Genomic DNA, 17,814 nt, shown 5'->3' on the forward strand with positions numbered 1-17,814 from the left:
AAAAATAGAATAAAAACAGCAAATTTTTAGCAACAAAGATGGTAGTTGGTGAAAATTAGCTGTTAAAACACCTAATTTTTTAAAGTTTTATAAACCTAAGAAATCCGGCTCCATTTGTTTTTGCCTTTATATTGCTTTGCATAATACGTCCGCAATGCGAAATTTTCGGAGTTTTCTAATCGCGGATCTGCTTCCAGAAGTTCTTCTACCGCGGCTTTAGCAGCTTTAATGATGTTGCTGTCGGTAATTAAATCCAGTTTTTTGAAATCTACAACGCCGCTTTGCTGAGTGCCGAGAATATCGCCGGGACCGCGTAGTTTCATGTCAACTTCGGAAATTTTAAAACCGTCATTGGTTTCTACCATGGTTTTCATACGGGTGCGGCTGTCGCTGGTTAATTTGTCAGAAGTCACCAGAATGCAATAGCTCTGTTCCGCGCCGCGACCGACACGGCCGCGCAGCTGATGAAGTTGGGAAAGCCCGAACCTTTCGGCACTTTCAATGATCATTACCGAGGCATTCGGAACGTTTACGCCCACTTCAATAACCGTTGTCGCAACCATAATATGAGCATTTCCGGAAGCGAAATATTTCATCGCAGCTTCCTTTTCCGCAGGCTTCATGCGGCCGTGCAGCATGGTTACATTATAACCTTTGTAAAACTCCAGAATATGATCAAAATTCTCCATTAAATTTTTATAATCCAGTGTTTCGGATTCTTCGATGAGCGGATACACGAAATAAATTTGTCTGCCTTTTTCAATTTCTTCTTTTGCGAACCGAAAAATCGTCAAGCGGTCTTTTTCCCGGCGGTGCGCGGTAATAATTGCTTTCCGGCCAACCGGAAGTTCATCGATAACCGACACGTCAAGATCGCTGTAAAAACTCATTGCTAAAGTGCGCGGAATTGGTGTCGCTGTCATGACCAAAATATGTGGCGGAATTCTATTTTTAGCCCACAATCGCGCGCGCTGTGCCACACCAAAACGGTGCTGTTCATCGATGATTGCAAGCCCAAGGTTTTTGAACTGCACAATATCTTCCAAAACCGCGTGTGTGCCGACCAATATTGCGAGTTCTCCGCTGAGCAATTCCTGATGAATAATTTTCCGTTCCGAAGTTTTGGTGGAACCGGTGAGCAGGCGAATTTTAATATTGGTATTCACCAAAAGTTCCTGCAACGAATTATAATGCTGCTGCGCCAGGATTTCGGTAGGTGCCATAAAACAGCTCTGAAAACCATTATCAAGCGCAATCAGCATCGATAACAGCGCGACCATCGTTTTGCCGGAACCGACGTCGCCCTGAAGCAATCGGTTCATTTGAATCGGCTTTTTCATGTCGGTGCGGATTTCTTTCAGCACTCTTTTTTGTGCGTTGGTTAATTCAAACGGAATTTGATTATTGTAAAAATCATTGAAATTATCGCCAATTTTTGGAAAAGGATTACCGACCACGGAGGTTTTGTGGTGCTGTTTTTTCAAACCAAAACCAAGCTGAAAAAAGAACGCTTCTTCAAATTTTAAACGTTTTTCAGCGTGTTTGTAATGATTGATATCTTTCGGAAAATGAATATTGTAAAGCGCTGGAAGCCGACCGATGAGTTTCAGTTTTTTCAGCAAATTTTCCGGAAGATTTTCTGCTGTTAAATTGGGCAAATTTTTCAGAATTTCCTTTAAAACTGTTTGAAAGAATTTATTGTTCAGGCCGCGTTTTGCCAGCTTTTCGCTACCGGGATAAATCGGCAATAAACTTCCTGAAATGGCTTTTTTCTCATCGATTTCAATTTCGGGATGTGCCATAGAAAATATGCCGTTAAACTCGGTAATTTTTCCGAAAATAAAGATTTCGTGGTTCAGCGGAATTTGCTCTTTCATCCATTTCGAATATCGAAACCATACGATTTCAATAGAACCGGTAGAATCCCGAAATTTCCCGGAAAGCCGCTTTTTTCCGCTTCCGTACGCGACTTCTTGTAAATCGGTGATTTTTCCTTTAAGCTGAATTTCATTTTCGAAATCCGCTTTTAAATCTTTAATTGCGTACACCTTGCTTTTGTCGATATAACGCAAAGGGTAGAAGGTGAGAAAATCGTAAACGGTGGTGAAACCCAAGACATTTTTAATGAATTTAGCTCTGTCGGGACCGATTCCTTTTAAAAATTCTATGGGCGTTTCTAAGGTCAAATTGCTTAATTTTCTAAACGGTAGCGAATTTCGACAAAATAGAAAAGACTTCCAAAAAAATTATTTGAAAGTCTTTTTATGAAGTAAAACCGAAGTTAATCTTTAATTTTCGATTTGAATTTTTTCTGGTAAGATTCCCACTGATCGCGCGAACTTATTTTCTTATAATCATCCGTAGAAATAAAAGTCACGTACGGCTCCAGTTCTTTTGCGGTGATAGCGCCTTGCAGCAAAGTTATCGGCATGCTTTGTTCATCTAAAAAAACCGTTGTTGGAACCGCATTTACGCTCATAAACTTGGTGAATTCGTGAAGAGAACCTCCATTTTTACTTTTCGATGTTCCTAAATTCGAAAATTTTCGGCCAAACAGCGTAATATTTTTTTTGCTTTCGGCATCAAATTTTACGAGGTAATAATTTTTCTGCAAATTTTCCGCAATCTGCGGATGGTTAAAAGTTTCGGTTTCCATCTTTTTGCAGGTCACACAAATGTCTGTATAAAATTCAATCAGAATTTTTTTCGGAACAGTTCGTTGCGCTTCCACAGCTTCTTCCAACGTCATCCACTTAATCTGACCGGACGTAAAAATCAGAAAAAAAAGGGCTAAAAAGAGGGAAATTTTTTTCATTTGCTTTAGGATTAAGCCAGTTTTTCAGCTTACCGAACATCCTGCATCAATTTCTTAACCAAAGGGGAAATTATTATTAAAACAACACCAGCAATTACAGCATATAAGCCAAGCTGCTTGTAACCTTCGGTATATGCCAAAAGCGCGTCCATATTTGTTGAGCCTTCTTTTGCGGTCGCCATGCTTGCACCGATAATACCGGCGACATACTGGCCGTATGCTGAAGCCAAAAACCACATTCCCATCATCATTCCCTGTAGTTTTTCGGTGGAAAGTTTGGTCATAATCGACAGGCCGATAGGAGATAAGCACAGTTCACCAAAAGTGATGACCAACAAAGCGATGGTGAAAATGTTCAATGAAGTTACACCTTGCAAATCAGCAAAAAACCTTGTCGCGAAGAGCACATAATAACCTAACCCGAGGAAAATAAAGCCCAGACCGAATTTAATTAAAGTATTCGGCTCCAGCCTTTTTTTGCTAAGCCAAATCCAGAATAAACCCAGAACTGGCGCTAGGAAAATAATGAAAAATGCTCCGCCGGAATTGTTCACGCCGTTTGGATCAAGTCCGAGTAAATCTTTATTTAAATTGTTTGCAGCGAAAATGCTTAGTGAACCGCCTGATTGCTCGTAAATTCCCCAGAAAATAATGGAAAACATGATGAAGACAAGCGCCGCCCAAAGTTTTTTTCTTTCGGAAGCTGTTACTTTGGACATTTCATAAAAGAGGTAAATCAGGGTTAAAGGACCTACGGTCCACATAAAATAATCGGTGTATTGCGGCACAGAAACCATGGTCATAATCAGCGGAACGAAAACCAAAGTCAGCGCATAAACGCCGTAAACTTTCCATTTTTCCATCGGAACAGAAGTTCCGTCGGCAAGTGTTTTCTGCGGCATTAAACCAATCGGCCCGAGACTTCTTTGTGTAAAAACAAAATTTATTAAGCTGATGACCATTACAATTGCAGCTAAACCAAAAGCAACATTCCAGCGTTTGTCTTCCGGAATCAGGCTTGAAAGCATTTCGCCTTTACCAATTGCTATACAAAGGTACCCGCCGAGCAGCGCGCCAAGATTTATTCCGGCATAAAAGAGGGAAAAACCTGCATCTGTACGCGTGTCGCCATTTCTATAAAGTTTGCCCACCATGGTGGAAATATTTGGTTTAAAAAAACCTGTGCCGACAACGGTAAATGAAATTCCCAAAAAGAAAAAATCATGCGGATTAGTGGCTAAAATTAAACTTCCGACAATCATTAATAAGCCGCCCCAAAACAGCGATTTCCTGAAACCTAAAATCTTATCAGCGAAAAGCCCACCAACGAAGGTAAATGCGTACACAAAAGCCTGCGTAGCACCGTACTGCAAATTCGCCTGCTCATCACCGAACTTCAGTTGCGAAATCATGAAAAAGACAAGCATTCCGCGCATTCCGTAGAAGCAGAACCTTTCCCACATTTCCGAGAAGAAAAGTGACCAGATTTGTTTCGGATATTTCCCCTTAAAATCCTGTATTTGTTCTAGTGTTAAATTCATATTATTTTATAAAAAATAGTCGTTTTAGGCGGTAATAAATAGTTGGTCCAAGCTTTTTCCTAAATATGGAACACACGAAAATAGAAAAAACCACCGAATAATCGATGGTTTTTTGTATTAATTTAAAACGTGAATTTTAGTTCACACCGTGCATTTTCTTTTCTAACCAACGGCTCATTGCGAAAAGTACTGCAGCTGCAATACCACACATTACGATGAATACCAGGAAGAAATCGAAAAGGTTTTCAATCTGGAAACCAAGGAATGAAGTCACTTTTGCTCCAGAACCTTCTTCGCCAGTTCCCGGAATCAAAGCTGAAAGCGTTCCCGCAAATTTATTCGCTGCCGCATTGGCTAAGAACCAGGTTCCCATTAATAAAGATGAAAAACGAAGTGGTGACAGTTTGGAAACCATTGATAGTCCAATCGGTGATAAGCAAAGTTCACCCATGGTGTGGATTACGTACAAGGCGATTAACCAGAACATAGAAACTTTGTCCATTGCGCCCATTCCGTACACTGCAAAGGCGATAACAACGTATCCTAAAGCTACAAGAGCTAAACCTAATGCCATTTTTTTCGGTGAAGAAGGTTCGCGGTTTCTGTTTCCAAGATTTAACCAAAGTGAAGAGAATAGTGGTGCCAATAAGATAATCGCCAGTGGATTTACAGACTGGAAATAGCTGGCAGGCATTTCCCAACCAAAAATGGTCCGGTCCGTCTGTCTGTCTGCGAAAATTGTCAATGAGGCTCCTGCCTGCTCAAATGCACCCCAGAAGAAGATTACAAAGAAAGCGAGGATAAAGATGACCATAATTCGGTCACGCTCTTCTTTTGAAAGTCCTTTATCGGTTAATACGATTAACGGCATTAAAATCATTGCGCCATAAATTAGATATCCAATGATATCTAAATCGCTCTTGAACATGGTTTTAAAGTTCATGAAGAAGAAAATCATGGCAATTGCGCCGGCAACCATTCCGAACTGGGCGATCCCAAATTTGTTAGTTGGCAAACCGATAGGTTCTTTGTTTTCATCAACCAATAATTTGTTTTTTTGGAGCATGAAGGTGATTAAACCGATTATCATCCCAATTCCTGCAGCTAAAAAGCCCCATTTAAAATCAACTTTTTCTGCTAATGTACCTGCAACCAGAGGTGCGAAGAACGCTCCCAAGTTAATTCCCATGTAGAAAATAGTGAAGGCTGAATCTACTCTTCGGTCGCCTTTTGGATACAACTGGCCCACCATGGTGGAAATATTTGGTTTGAAAAATCCATTACCAATAATCAAAAGTGTAAGTCCGACCCACATTAGCGTGATTGCGCTCGCGCCGGAAGTAGAAGCTGAAAAGAACATGAAAAACTGACCCAAAGCCATCAAAATACCACCAATTTCAATACTTCGGCGGTTTCCTAAAAAGCGGTCAGATAGATAACCTCCCAAAAGCGGTGTTAAATAAACCAAGCCGGTATAACTTCCATAAATCTCGGAGGCTTCGGCATCGCCCATTAAAAGCATTTTGGTCATATACAGAACGAAGATCGCTCGCATTCCGTAGTAGCTGAAACGCTCCCACATTTCGGTCATGAACAAAAGGTACAATCCCTTCGGGTGGCCTTTCTGTACTGTGTTATCCATAATTTTTCAGTGTTAATTATTTGTTAAGATTAGCAAATATAGTTTTTTTTGGGTTTTTACAAACATATTTCACAATATTAAACAAAAAAACCGCAGAATTGTTCTGCGGTTTTAGCGTTAAAGAAAATTAGCCTTAATTCACCCCTTTTTCTTTCATAATCTTGTTCAATCTTTTCAGGATTGATAAGCCCAGCAAAGTGGCGAGCAACAGCAAGCCAAAGTTTACGATGAAGAAATTGGCTTTGTTGTCATATTCATACCAGAAACTTGCAAGTACACCCGAAAGCTTATTACCGATGGAGGTTGAAAGGAAAAATCCGCCCATCATCAAAGCCGTAATTCGCGGTGGTGAAAGTTTTGAAACCAGTGAAAGTCCCATCGGTGAAAGACACAGTTCGCCTAGTGTAATTACACCATAAGAAGCGATAAGCCAAATCGCGGAAACCTTTACCAAACCATTATCTCCGGCATACACTGCGCCAACCATCACGAGACACGAAAGTGCTGAAATGAAAAGCCCTAAAACAATTTTACCAGGCGTTGTTGGTTCTTTACCTTTTCTGCGCAGATACATGAAAAAGCCAACAACTACAGGCGTGAGCAAAATTACCCACGCCGGATTTATCGACTGGAATAGTTCGGTGTTATAGAGCGCAATTTCCTTTTGCGGATTTTCAGCTAAATGCGCTTTCTGCTCTTCAGAAATATTGCGGAAATAGATGTCTGGTGCTACTTCTTTCTTCGGTTCGCCATTTGCATCTTTTTCGGCTCTGTACTGGTCATCGTAAACCGAAACTTCCTTCATTTCGTAGGTTTTTCCCTGTACGCCGTCTTTACCGTCAATTAAATTAATTGCACGCAGCGGTTCAACAAAAGGCGCCGGAATAGAACGGTCGGTATAGTTTTTCGCCCAGCGGGTTAATGCTGTTCCATTTTGCTTGAAAACCGCCCAAAACATCACGCTGACCGCAAAAATGGCAAGCAATGCGCCGATCGGTCTTTTGTCTTCTGAATTTGCTTTTACATACAGCATTACGTAGAAATAAATCACCGGAATACAGGCAAAAATAAAGGCGTCGGTAGAATCGCTGCCGAAAATATTATTCGGGATCATCCAACCGATAAAACCAGCGACAATTGCAGGTAAAAATACCTTAATTAAAATGTCGGAAATTTTGGTGTCACCTTCCTGCGAAGGTTTCAAAATATTAGCTTCTAAAATATGTCTTCTTCCCATGGTGAAAACAATCAAACCGATGAACATTCCTGCACCAGCCGTCATAAAAGCTGGTCCCCAACCATATTTATTCCGCATAAAAGCGGCAATAATATTACAGATAAAGGCACCGATATTAATCCCCATATAAAAAATATTATAGCCTGCATCTTTATTTTCTTTGTAAGGTTCTTCGTTATAAAGATTTCCTAAAAGCGTGGAAATACTTGGTTTAAAGAAACCGTTTCCTAAAATAACCAAACCTAACGAAGCGTAAAAAAGTGGTAATTCTTTGAACAAGCCCACGCCCAAATATCCGAGTCCCATTAATATTCCACCAATATAAATTGCCTTGATATAACCTAAAACTTTGTCCGCTAAAAATCCGCCGAGGAAAGGCGTTAAATAGGTCAAAGCGATGAAAGTCCCGAAGATATCATCGGCGCTTTTATCACTGAAGGCAAGGCCGCCTTTTTCACTGTCGATCATGTACAGAACAAAGATTCCGAGGATCAGATAGTATCCGAAACGCTCCCACATTTCCGTAAAAAATAAATACGGCAATCCTTTCGGATGTTTTCTGGTCGATTTTTCCATAAAGTTTTTAATTTTCTCAAAAATAGGATTTTTTATTGAATACCAAAACCACGGTGAACTTTAAAAAATTCGCCGTTAAAAAGGCATTTTTTTCTAATTTGCTGAATATTAAAAAAGTGAAACTGAATTTTTTCGGCCATATTCCGACCAATTTTTTGCTTATGGAAATTTCAAAAAAATACTGGTTTTACCGGCAAAAAAAAGCCGCTCAGATTTGAGCGGCTTTAAGTTTAATTTAAACGAGATTAAAGATTTTCCAAAATGAAATTCGTCATCTTCTGGTAAAGTTGTGGTCTCGTCTGTCCACCGAAAATACCGTGGTTTTTATCCGGATACGCCATAAATTCAAACTGTTTTTTGTTCTGAATCAATGCTTCCGAAAACTCCATTGAATTCTGGAAATGTACGTTATCATCGGCCGTACCGTGAATAAGCAAAAATTTTCCTTTCAAAAGCTGGGCATAACTCGTTGGTGAGTTGTCATCGTAACCTTTCGGATTTTCCTGCGGCGTTCTCATGAATCTTTCGGTGTACACCGTATCGTAATATCTCCAGTTGGTTACTGGCGCCACGGCGATTCCGGTTTTGAAAACATCAGCACCTTTTGTCAACGCTAAAGACGCCATATAACCACCGTAACTCCAGCCGAAAATCCCGATACGGTCTTTGTTGATGTACGGTTGTTTTCCGAACCATTTTGCAGCAGCAATTTGGTCTTCAATTTCATATTTTCCGAGGTTTAAATAAGTAACTTTTTTATAATCGGTTCCTTTGTAGCCAGTTCCGCGACCATCAACACACGCCACGATATAACCTTGCTGAACGAGGTGATTAAACCATAAACCATTTCCTGTATCCCAGGAATTAGTCACTTGCTGCGAGCCCGGCCCGGAATATTGGAACATAAACAGCGGATATTTTTTCGCCGGATCGAAATCTTTCGGTTTCATAATCCAGGCGTTCATTTGGTCGCCGGCTTCATTTGGAATGGTGAAAAATTCTTTAGTCACCATATTGTCAGCTTCCAATTTTTTCAGTTGTTCCTGATTATTCTGAAGTTCTTTCAGCACTTTTCCGTTTCCGTCTTTCAAAACATACGTGTAAGGTTTTTGTGCTGAAGATGAGGTTTCAATGAAATAATTAAAATTCTGGCTGAAATTTGCACTGTTTGTGCCGGAATTATTTGAAATTACGGTGGATTTTCCGGTATTGATATTTACTTTCGAAACCACTTTATTAATGCTTCCCAACTGAGTTGTCTGGATGAAAACCTCGTTTGTTTTCGGGCTGTAGCCGTAGTAATTGGTTACTTCCCAGTTTCCGTTGGTGATTTGCTTTTTCAACTTTCCATTTTGATCGTACCAGTAAAGATGTCGGTTACCGTCGCGCTCAGCGCCCCAAATAAAAGAATTGTCATCTAAAAATTCCAAGGTCACATTGTCGGTATCAATCCATCTTTTGTCGGATTCTGTGAAGAGTTTGGTCACATTTCCGGTTTTGGTATTCACCTTTAAAACATCGGAAGCATTTTGCAGTCTTTCTGAAGTGATTAAAATAATTTCATCAGCTTTTGCCGTGTGATATACATTTGGAATGTAATAATTTTTGAAGTTGGAAAGGTTTAAAGCAATGGTTTTAGCATTATCCAAACGGAAAAGTTGTGCTGAAACAACCGAGTTTTTTTCACCCGCTTTCGGATATTTAAAACGCATTTCCGACGGGTAGAGCTGCTTTTCGTAAATCGGGATGTACATTTCCGGAACTTGTGATTCATCAGATTTTACAAAAACAATAGCGTCAGAATTTTTTGTCCATTCATACAATCTCGCGTGCCCGAATTCTTCTTCATAAACCCAATCTGCAAGTCCGTTCAGAATTGAATTTTTCTTGCCGTCGGTGGTGATTTTTACAATATTTCCAGAGTTTAAATCCTGATAAAAAAGATTATTATCTGCCACGAAAGCTACTTTGGTGCCGTCTGGTGAAAAAGTGGGTTCCTGAACGAAATTTCCGCCGTTTAAATTCACTATTTTTCCGGTTTTCAAATCGCGGACGTCAAACTTTCCTAAAAATGAATGACGGTAAATTGGCTGACTCTCCTTTAATAATAAAATCTTGGATTCATCATCATTAAAAATATACGACTGGAAGTTGCCTTCCACGATATTTCCGTCTTTTTTGGTGGTTTTATAGGAATATTTTGCGATTCCATCAGGTTCGATAACGACATAATTTTCGCCGTTTTTTAGCGAAGAAATTCCAGAAATTCCTTTGCCGCGGTAATAACCAGAGTAAATTTTGTCTAAAGTTATCGTCTGCGAGAAAAAGGAAACCGAGCTAAAAATAGCCAGCGAAATGAGGATTTTTTTCATAATTAAATAGGATAATTTTCAAAGATAATAAAATAACCAAAACGCGGCGAACTTCTGCTATCATTATCTTGGCAAAATTATTGATGTATCGAAGCACATTAAAAAAACGAAATTATGGAAACTTTTGACAGTGATAAACTGGTAAAATATGAGATCGATGACCAAAAACTTTATGTTGGTTTTCCCACATTTCAGGCGGCTGAAGAATATGCAGCGCAAAATTTAGGTGAACTGGTGGAAGTTGCTTTTACCGATGGAAATGATAATCCGCGGGTGACCAATGAAGTAGGTTTGGTGAACCGGAAACTACATTTTAATGTTCAGGCTGGGCCGGAATATCGTTTCATTCACTCGTCCGATCCGGATTTTAAAGATTATGCGGATCATCTGCAGGAAATCCAGTCGGATTTGCGCGAAAAAAGCCCGGAGGAAATATACATCACCGATGCAGAACCGCAAATGACGGAAGATCCGATTATCGTTTTGAAAAATGACCAGTTTGAATCCATCACATCGCGCGAAAGATCAAAATATTTAAAACATGCAAATGTTTATGAAATAGGTGTTTTACGGAATTCTAACCATTAAAATACAGCAAAATGGCAGAAAAAAAATATTCAAAAAAAGCGCAGGACAAAATTGAAAAAGTGATGCATGAGTTCAAAGAAGGAGAGCTGAAATCTTCTTCAGGCGACAAAGTAACCAACCGCAAACAGGCGGTGGCAATTGGCATTTCCGAAGCAAAAGAAGACGGATTGAAAGTGCCAAAACAGAAAAAGAAATAATAAAAAATTACCGCATTTAAGCGGTAATTTTTTTAGTCCTCTGTGCCAGATTTAAATCCGATGGATTTTCGCGGTTTTTCCACCACACGGTAATATTCCAATTCTTTTGATAAAGCCTTAATTCTCTGCTGAAACTCATCATAATTATTTCGCGAAACTTCTTTTAAAAACTGTTCAACCTGGTTTAAATATTGGTCGGTCAATTTCGTCGCCGCGTCTTTAAATGAGGCATCAAGCAGCTTTTTATCCAGTTTTATTTCGGTAGAATTTTGGTTTAAATAAAGATTTCTGACACGCTTTTTAAAACTTTGGGTAAAATCTACCAACATGGTGTTGGAATAAGCTTTCATTTTTTCAGCAATTTCCTGCCAGAAAGGGAGCAAATTTGCTTTGTTAAATTCCAAAATTTTCAGCAAAAGCGCGTCCGACGCCAATTCTTTAGTCATGTGATACAGTAGCATTTCTGAGCGCTCTTTTGCATTCGGCGGAAAGATCGGTATTGCAACATCAAATCTTCCTGGCGCCAACAATTCGCGGTCAATTTTAAATAAAGAATCCGCCGCACCAATCATCAGGATTTTTTCTTCCTCAAAGTGACCAATGTAATGCAGAATAATTTCCTTGGTTTCCTCATCGCAGCCATTTACGGAAGTTTCTTCATTTCTCACAGCCATCAACTGATCAAAATTTTCCAGGAACAAAATCACATTTTCTTCCTGCATCATCGTTACCAGAAAATCATTAAAGTCGGTTTTCTCATTATCTACGAGCGTAGTTCCGAGAAAATGCTTTTTAATTTCTTTAAAATCATAACCAGTTATCTCAGCAATTTTATTCGCCCAGAAAATTTTTCCACTTCCTGGAGGACCGTACAGAATAATTCCCGCAGGCTTGTGAATTCCCCAGTTTTCCACAGAAACATTGCTTAGATAAGGTTCCAAAGCTTCAGAAATGAAGAAAAAAAGGTCGCGGTACCCGATAAAACTGCGTTTGGTGAGTTTGGTGTTTTTACCGAAATAGTTGTAAACAAACTGGTAATTTCCGCCCAGTTTATTATCGATACCAAAGCTTGAAACCGATGAACGGTACATTCCATTTTCGAAAATTTGCGGCTTTTCGTCCTTAATAACCTGTGCAACTTTTTCGGTTGGCTGCTTAATGTTAGCAGCAATTTGCTGTACTGATTTGGTTTTGGTTAAATCTTCAGCATATTTTCTCAGAAAATCTTTGTTTTCGCGTGCAAACTTGATGAATTCCGGTTTTACTTCAAAAGTGGTGGTAAGACAATCGGCGAGTTCCAGGTCGAAGTCCTGAATGAATTTAAGAAAACTTTGAATGGATATTTTTAATTCTTTAGCGAGTTCGGCGAGTTTCATATAACAAATTTGAATGATACTCAAATGTACAACATAATTTTTTTTGCTTTACGGCTCAAAAGTTTCAAACTTGCCATTTTCATAAAACAGCACAATTCTTTTCACATTAGATTGAGGACTCGCCGGTGCAGTTTTGGGTTCTGAAATCGATGCAGATTCTAATCGCTGAGAATCGATTATTTCTTTTTTTTCCGGCTCACTGTTAGTTTCACGCGATTCTGGGGAAGGCTGCGCCACAATTTTATCTTCAGATTCGGTTACGCCGAAAGATTCGTCGTTGATTAAAGAAAATAAATCGGGCAGGGAAGTAGTTTTCCGTTTCAGTTCAATTTCCGAATTATTTGCCGCTGTTTCGGCATTTTTTAGCATTTCACCTTTGTCTTCGATGAGCCATTCCCATTCCAGTTCCGGAAAACGGCTTTTAATTTTCATCAAAAAATCCAGCGACGGTTTATTTCTTCCGGATGTAATATGCGAAATGCTGGAACGCTGCACTTCGATTTCGTCTGCAAATTCTGAAAGCGAAAAGTGCGAATATGCGATAACCTGTGAAATTCTTTCCTTTAAATCCATATTACAAATGTAATATTTATTTTTACAAGTGTATAATACAAATGTAAACAAGCTTCAAGTTCTTAAGGTTACAAAAGTAAAATAGGATATCAACTAATTGATATCCTATTATTTATGTTATTTGTAAATGTGATTACTTTCGTAAATGGTTGTCTTTTTCCGGGTCATATTTAAGTTTTCTTACCTTTTTTCTTTCTGGTAAAACCAAGGATAGGAATATACTTCCACCTAAAATTCCTACAATTATAAAGAGTGAATCGGTGGTTGAAAAACCAATATCATCCAGGTAATGGTGGAATAACATTTTCAAACCGATGAATGTTAAGAGTAAAGCCAGACCTACTTTTAGATATCTGAATTTGTCAATAATACCGGCTAAAAGGAAAAACATGGAACGAAGTCCGATGATCGCAAAGATGTTGGAAAAGAACACCACATACGGATCTTTTGTTACTGAAAATATCGCCGGGATGCTGTCCACCGCAAATATTAAATCGGTGAACTCGATGATGACTAAAACCAAAAATAACGGCGTCATTTTTCTCACACCGTCGATAGTTACAAAAAACTTATTTCCCACAAACTGGTTATGAACTTTAAAATGCTTGTTGGCAAACTTAACTACAGGGTGATTTTGCGGATCTATTTTATCTTCATGGTCTTTTTCCAGAAACATCTTCACCCCGGTAAATACCAGAAAAGCACCGAAGACATACATAATCCATTCAAACTTCTGAATTAAGGCCGCGCCAACGAAGATGAAGATGAAACGCATTACAATAGCGCCCAGAATGCCCCAGAACAGCACACGATGATAGTTTTTCGGCGCTACACCAAAAGCGGTAAAGACCAGAACCATTACAAATATATTATCCACAGACAACGCATATTCCACCACATAACCGGTGAGATATTCAAGACCCAAATTCTGGTTATATAAATAGATACTGTCTTCCAGGTTTCCCGGAATAATTTTCACGGGATGGTGATGGCGCGAAACCACTTCCTGAAGTTTTTCAATACTGTCGATGCCGTGGAGTAGGTGACCGTAATGGGTGAGTACAAAATAAAAAACCATGGAAAGCGCAACGACGAAAAAGCTCATCAGCCCTGCCTGTTTCATTGATACCGTATCGGATTTTTTGTTGAGTAAACCCAGATCCAGTGCCAAAATAATAATAATGAATACCAGGAAACCCAGTAGGAAAATAGTCTCGTTTGCCATATTATATGTTAAAAAGCAAATATACTGAATTTGACCAAAATTAATACATGTTACAATTGTAAAAACATGCAACAGATACAATATTTATTACCGGTCAATGTTTATGATAATTACCGTCAAACAGGCTTTTACCGGCAATATTGCTCTTAAAGTACAATTAATATTTTACTTTAATTATTCTCTTTAAGTAACTGATTTTAAGTGATATTAAAAATTTAAATTAAAATTAATGCAATCCACAAATTAATCAACAGACAAACTGACATTTAGTCATGTTTAATGAATTTACAAAAGTTAATTGTCTTAGTTTGCTATAAAAGTTTTAAATTTGATAATGTAAATTTTAAGCACATGTCGATTTCTAAATATTATATCGAAAACCCAAACTTTCCAAAGCGCTATATTTCCCCGGAAAAATTATTTTTTTTCCTACAGCAGAACTACAGCGACTTTATTCAACAGGTTGGCACATCGGATTTGAACAAACCGATTTATATGTTAAGCTTGGGAAATGGTGATGTAAATATCTTGGCGTGGTCACAAATGCACGGGAACGAATCAAATGCTACACATGCAATCCTCGACTTGCTTGAAATCTTCAGAAATCATGCTGAATTAAAGGAAGAATTATTTTCGAAAATGTCGCTCGATTTTGTTTTAATGTTAAATCCAGACGGCTCTGAAAAATGGACGCGCAGAAATGCACTTGATATTGATATCAACCGTGATTTTTTAAAGGAATCGAGCAAGGAGATTTTAGTACTGAAAGAACTTTACACAAAAAAAAAGTATGATTACGCACTGAATTTGCACGAGCAGCGAACTATTTTCAGCACCGATGGTGTTCATCCCGCGACTCTGTCATTTTTAGCGCCGTCGCAGGATTTCGAGCGAACTTTAACTGTCGGCCGTCAAAAATCAATGGCAGTTATCAGCAGGATATTTGAAAAATTAAATCCGCTTTTGCCAAACCAAATCGCTCGCTATACCGACGAATTTTACCCGACATCGTTAGGTGATAATCTGATGAGAAAAGGGATTCCCAATGTTTTATTTGAAGGCGGACATTTTCAAAACGACTATCTGCGGAAAGAAACGCGCAAATTTTATACAATTGCGCTCTACGAAGCTTTGCACGCAATGGGAGAATTAAATGGAAGCACCGAAGGTTGGGAAAATTATAAGGAAATACCTCAGAATAAAGAAACGCATTTCGATATTATTTACCGGAATGTAAAATTAAACACCGAATATCTCTGCGTTTTAGATATTGCCGTACAGTTTAAGGAAATCATTGATCCCGGAAATTCTGAAATATCCTTTGAGCCGATTGTGGTTGAAGTTGGTGATGTCGGCAGAAAAAAAGGCTGGCAGGAAATTGAGTGTACTGGGAAAACTTTTGTTTCCGAACACCGCTTTCCGAAACTGAATGAGAAAGTAGATTTTACCATCGAATAAAAAAACGAAGACAAACGCTTCGCTTTTTAATTTATTTCACCACCCGGATTCCGCTTGCCAGAAACCGGATTTCTTCTTTAGGTTTTGTAATCGCTTCGATTTCCGCGGTCGGTTTTTTCGCGTCTTCCGCGTAATGGCGCTGCTCTTCTACCGAAATGGTTTTCGTTTCCGCATTTCCCTCTAAAATGATATTTTTTCCAACCAGCGACGTTGGAACGAAGAAAGCGTAATCTTTCATTTTAACGAAAAACCTTTCGTTATTATCCGTTTTAATGGTGATCCAACAGCCTTTATTTTCACAGACTTCTACCACTTTCCCTTTCACAGCAATATTTTCAAGCTTTGCTGAACTTGAGAGTTTCTGATCTAATTCTGCTGGTGAAATGGCCATTTTTTCTGCTTTTGCTGAAACTTGAGCACCGTAAAAATCACCAACCAAAGCTTTTCCCGCCGGTGGAGCGGGCGTTTCCTGAGCCAAAATAGTTGTAGCGAACATCACCGATAAAACAATTGCAAACTTTTTCATAATTGATATTTGAACAAAAATACACTTTTTAAATATTCAGCAATTAAAATTTTTCGATGCTTTTCATAATTCCAAATAAAATGCGCGGTTAGGTGCAGAAAATTTATATATTTACCGCTTTCAAAGCGAAAAAGTTTAGTTTTTTACCTTTTTACCGCGGCGGGAAAACTTTAAAAAAATGCCGTTTTAGCGGAGAATTTTTTTGAACTTGATTATCAAAACATTACAAAAATATTTTTACACTATTTTATGAATAAAAAACTTTCCCTTTGGGACGCCACAATGCTCGTCATGGGCTCCATGATCGGTAGCGGAATTTTTATCGTGAGTTCAGATATGATGCGGAATTTAGGTTCTGGTTACTGGCTCCTCACCGTTTGGCTCCTCACCGGAATCATGACCGTAGCGGCAGCAATTTCCTACGGCGAACTTTCTTCAATGTTCCCAAAAGCGGGCGGGCAGTACACCTACATCACCGAAATTTTTGGCAAAATGACCGGATTTTTATACGGCTGGGGTTTGTTTACGGTAATTCAGACCGGAACAATTGCCGCGGTGGCAATGGCTTTCGGAAAGTTTACAGCGTATCTCATTCCCGCGCTTAATAATTCCGATCCCATTTTCCAAAGCGGAACTTTCCGCATAACGTGGGTGCAGATTTTAGCAATCGTGGTCATTTTATTTCTCACATTTATCAATACCAAAGGTGTAAAAAACGGCAAAATATTGCAGAATTTATTTACGACTTCCAAAATAATTGCGCTGCTCGGAATCATCGTTTTCGGTTTTCTGTTGGTAAAAGATTCGCAGTGGGCGTCGAATATGAGTTTTGGCTGGAACAGTTTTCAGGATTTCGGTAAAGAAGTCGGCAATGATTTGGTTCCAACTGGCTGGAAATCCATCGGAAGCATCACCCTTTTGGGTGGAATTGCTGCGGCAATGGTCGGTTCGGTTTTCAGTTCCGTCGCTTGGGAAAACGTAACTTTCGTGTCGGGCGAAATAGAAAATCCGCGAAAAAACGTCGTAAAATCAATGGTTTTGGGCACCACGATCGTGATGGTTTTATACATGCTCGTCAATTTTGTTTATCTGAATGCTTTAGACCGAGACGCCATCGCATTTGCTGATAAAAACCGACCTGCTGTTGCCGCTTCCGAAGTTATTTTCGGTAATCTCGGCACCGTAATTATGGCGATTTTGGTCATGATTTCCACGTTTGGTTGCATTAACGGTTTGGTTCTCGCCGGCGCGCGCGTTTTTCAAACCATGGCAAAAGACGGTTTGTTTTTCAAATCAGCCACCGAAACCAACAAAAACGGCGTTCCGGAAAAATCCCTTTGGATGCAGGGAATCTGGGCATGTATTCTGGCGCTCAGCGGCCAGTACGGCGATTTGCTGGACATGATTTCATTTGTCATCGTACTGTTCTACATGATCACCGTTTTCGGCGTCATTTACCTTCGCATCAAAAAACCAAACCTCGACAGACCTTATAAAACCTGGCTTTATCCGGTAACGCCACTGCTTTATTTGCTCATCGGAACCGCATTTTGCGTGCTGCTCATCTGGTTCAAACCGAATTACACCTGGCCAGGCTTCATCCTCATTTTGCTCGGCGTGCCCGTTTATTGGTTCATAAACCGGAAAAAAGAGCCGAATAACAGCCAGAAAATGCTTTAGGAGCAACG

The 17,814-nt window shown here is 39.3% G+C and carries 14 protein-coding genes; 4 read left to right on the plus strand and 10 right to left on the minus strand.

The annotated features are described in order from the left end of the window. Positions 1-95 precede the first annotated feature (95 nt). The 6 genes from recG to BMZ55_RS01870 all read right to left on the minus strand — a co-directional run bounded on the left by recG (position 96) and on the right by BMZ55_RS01870 (position 10,183). On the minus strand, positions 96-2,186 hold the full coding sequence (gene recG / locus BMZ55_RS01840) for an ATP-dependent DNA helicase RecG (RefSeq protein ID WP_089818149.1): 2,091 nt from the start codon (positions 2,184-2,186) through the stop codon (positions 96-98). A gap of 95 nt (positions 2,187-2,281) precedes the next feature. Next, the gene (locus tag BMZ55_RS01845; RefSeq protein WP_089818152.1) at positions 2,282-2,815 is read right to left on the minus strand and encodes a thioredoxin family protein; all 534 of its coding nucleotides are present in this window, start codon (positions 2,813-2,815) and stop codon (positions 2,282-2,284) included. Between the two features lie 29 nt (positions 2,816-2,844). Next, positions 2,845-4,356, minus strand: a complete 1,512-nt coding sequence (locus BMZ55_RS01850) for a peptide MFS transporter (protein WP_089818153.1) — start codon at positions 4,354-4,356, stop codon at positions 2,845-2,847. A gap of 136 nt (positions 4,357-4,492) precedes the next feature. After that, entirely contained in the window at positions 4,493-5,998 is a 1,506-nt protein-coding gene (locus BMZ55_RS01855; RefSeq protein WP_039344805.1) for a peptide MFS transporter, read from the minus strand. Between the two features lie 133 nt (positions 5,999-6,131). After that, positions 6,132-7,811, minus strand: a complete 1,680-nt coding sequence (locus BMZ55_RS01860; RefSeq protein ID WP_089818154.1) for a peptide MFS transporter — start codon at positions 7,809-7,811, stop codon at positions 6,132-6,134. A gap of 245 nt (positions 7,812-8,056) precedes the next feature. Next, a complete protein-coding gene (locus BMZ55_RS01870; RefSeq protein ID WP_089818158.1) occupies positions 8,057-10,183 on the minus strand; it encodes a S9 family peptidase in 2,127 nt (708 codons plus the stop codon). Between the two features lie 114 nt (positions 10,184-10,297). Between BMZ55_RS01870 and BMZ55_RS01875 the strand changes: the two genes are divergently transcribed. Then, complete coding sequence (locus tag BMZ55_RS01875) at positions 10,298-10,771, plus strand: hypothetical protein (protein ID WP_039344798.1); 474 nt, start codon at positions 10,298-10,300, stop codon at positions 10,769-10,771. A gap of 11 nt (positions 10,772-10,782) precedes the next feature. After that, the gene (locus BMZ55_RS01880; protein WP_039344795.1) at positions 10,783-10,968 is read left to right on the plus strand and encodes a DUF6496 domain-containing protein; all 186 of its coding nucleotides are present in this window, start codon (positions 10,783-10,785) and stop codon (positions 10,966-10,968) included. Positions 10,969-11,000: 32 nt separating this feature from the next. Here BMZ55_RS01880 and BMZ55_RS01885 read toward each other — a convergent pair whose 3' ends face one another. The 3 genes from BMZ55_RS01885 to BMZ55_RS01895 form a co-directional block, all read right to left on the minus strand. Next, positions 11,001-12,344: an AAA family ATPase gene (locus tag BMZ55_RS01885; RefSeq protein WP_089818160.1), complete on the minus strand. Its 1,344-nt coding sequence runs from the start codon at positions 12,342-12,344 to the stop codon at positions 11,001-11,003. A gap of 48 nt (positions 12,345-12,392) precedes the next feature. Further along, positions 12,393-12,917 carry a helix-turn-helix transcriptional regulator gene (locus BMZ55_RS01890; RefSeq protein WP_089818162.1) on the minus strand — a complete coding sequence of 175 codons (525 nt, stop codon included), beginning with the start codon at positions 12,915-12,917 and terminating at the stop codon, positions 12,393-12,395. Between the two features lie 133 nt (positions 12,918-13,050). Next, the gene (locus tag BMZ55_RS01895; RefSeq protein ID WP_089818163.1) at positions 13,051-14,142 is read right to left on the minus strand and encodes a TerC family protein; all 1,092 of its coding nucleotides are present in this window, start codon (positions 14,140-14,142) and stop codon (positions 13,051-13,053) included. Between the two features lie 351 nt (positions 14,143-14,493). Between BMZ55_RS01895 and BMZ55_RS01900 the strand changes: the two genes are divergently transcribed. Continuing rightward, entirely contained in the window at positions 14,494-15,600 is a 1,107-nt protein-coding gene (locus tag BMZ55_RS01900) for a M14 family zinc carboxypeptidase (protein WP_089818165.1), read from the plus strand. A 31-nt stretch (positions 15,601-15,631) separates the two neighbouring features. On the opposite strand, the gene BMZ55_RS01905 is transcribed toward BMZ55_RS01900, so the two are convergent. Next, on the minus strand, positions 15,632-16,126 hold the full coding sequence (locus BMZ55_RS01905) for a DUF4920 domain-containing protein (protein ID WP_089818167.1): 495 nt from the start codon (positions 16,124-16,126) through the stop codon (positions 15,632-15,634). Positions 16,127-16,375: 249 nt separating this feature from the next. Between BMZ55_RS01905 and BMZ55_RS01910 the strand changes: the two genes are divergently transcribed. Beyond that, entirely contained in the window at positions 16,376-17,806 is a 1,431-nt protein-coding gene (locus BMZ55_RS01910) for an APC family permease (protein WP_089818170.1), read from the plus strand. Positions 17,807-17,814: the final 8 nt, after the last annotated feature.

This window comes from Kaistella treverensis, from assembly GCF_900114045.1.
In the GTDB taxonomy this organism is placed as follows: Bacteria; Bacteroidota; Bacteroidia; order Flavobacteriales; family Weeksellaceae; genus Kaistella; species Kaistella treverensis.

What these genes read in the sequence shown, in the direction of transcription:
- BMZ55_RS01885 (WP_089818160.1), bottom strand. Translation starts at nt 12,344, where the DNA reads ATGAAACTCGCCGAACTCGCTAAAGAATTAAAAATATCCATTCAAAGT.
- BMZ55_RS01875 (WP_039344798.1), top strand. Translation starts at nt 10,298, where the DNA reads ATGGAAACTTTTGACAGTGATAAACTGGTAAAATATGAGATCGATGAC.
- BMZ55_RS01890 (WP_089818162.1), bottom strand. Translation starts at nt 12,917, where the DNA reads ATGGATTTAAAGGAAAGAATTTCACAGGTTATCGCATATTCGCACTTT.
- BMZ55_RS01905 (WP_089818167.1), bottom strand. Translation starts at nt 16,126, where the DNA reads ATGAAAAAGTTTGCAATTGTTTTATCGGTGATGTTCGCTACAACTATT.
- BMZ55_RS01895 (WP_089818163.1), bottom strand. Translation starts at nt 14,142, where the DNA reads ATGGCAAACGAGACTATTTTCCTACTGGGTTTCCTGGTATTCATTATT.
- BMZ55_RS01870 (WP_089818158.1), bottom strand. Translation starts at nt 10,183, where the DNA reads ATGAAAAAAATCCTCATTTCGCTGGCTATTTTTAGCTCGGTTTCCTTT.
- BMZ55_RS01880 (WP_039344795.1), top strand. Translation starts at nt 10,783, where the DNA reads ATGGCAGAAAAAAAATATTCAAAAAAAGCGCAGGACAAAATTGAAAAA.
- BMZ55_RS01860 (WP_089818154.1), bottom strand. Translation starts at nt 7,811, where the DNA reads ATGGAAAAATCGACCAGAAAACATCCGAAAGGATTGCCGTATTTATTT.
- BMZ55_RS01855 (WP_039344805.1), bottom strand. Translation starts at nt 5,998, where the DNA reads ATGGATAACACAGTACAGAAAGGCCACCCGAAGGGATTGTACCTTTTG.
- BMZ55_RS01845 (WP_089818152.1), bottom strand. Translation starts at nt 2,815, where the DNA reads ATGAAAAAAATTTCCCTCTTTTTAGCCCTTTTTTTTCTGATTTTTACG.
- BMZ55_RS01850 (WP_089818153.1), bottom strand. Translation starts at nt 4,356, where the DNA reads ATGAATTTAACACTAGAACAAATACAGGATTTTAAGGGGAAATATCCG.
- BMZ55_RS01910 (WP_089818170.1), top strand. Translation starts at nt 16,376, where the DNA reads ATGAATAAAAAACTTTCCCTTTGGGACGCCACAATGCTCGTCATGGGC.
- BMZ55_RS01900 (WP_089818165.1), top strand. Translation starts at nt 14,494, where the DNA reads ATGTCGATTTCTAAATATTATATCGAAAACCCAAACTTTCCAAAGCGC.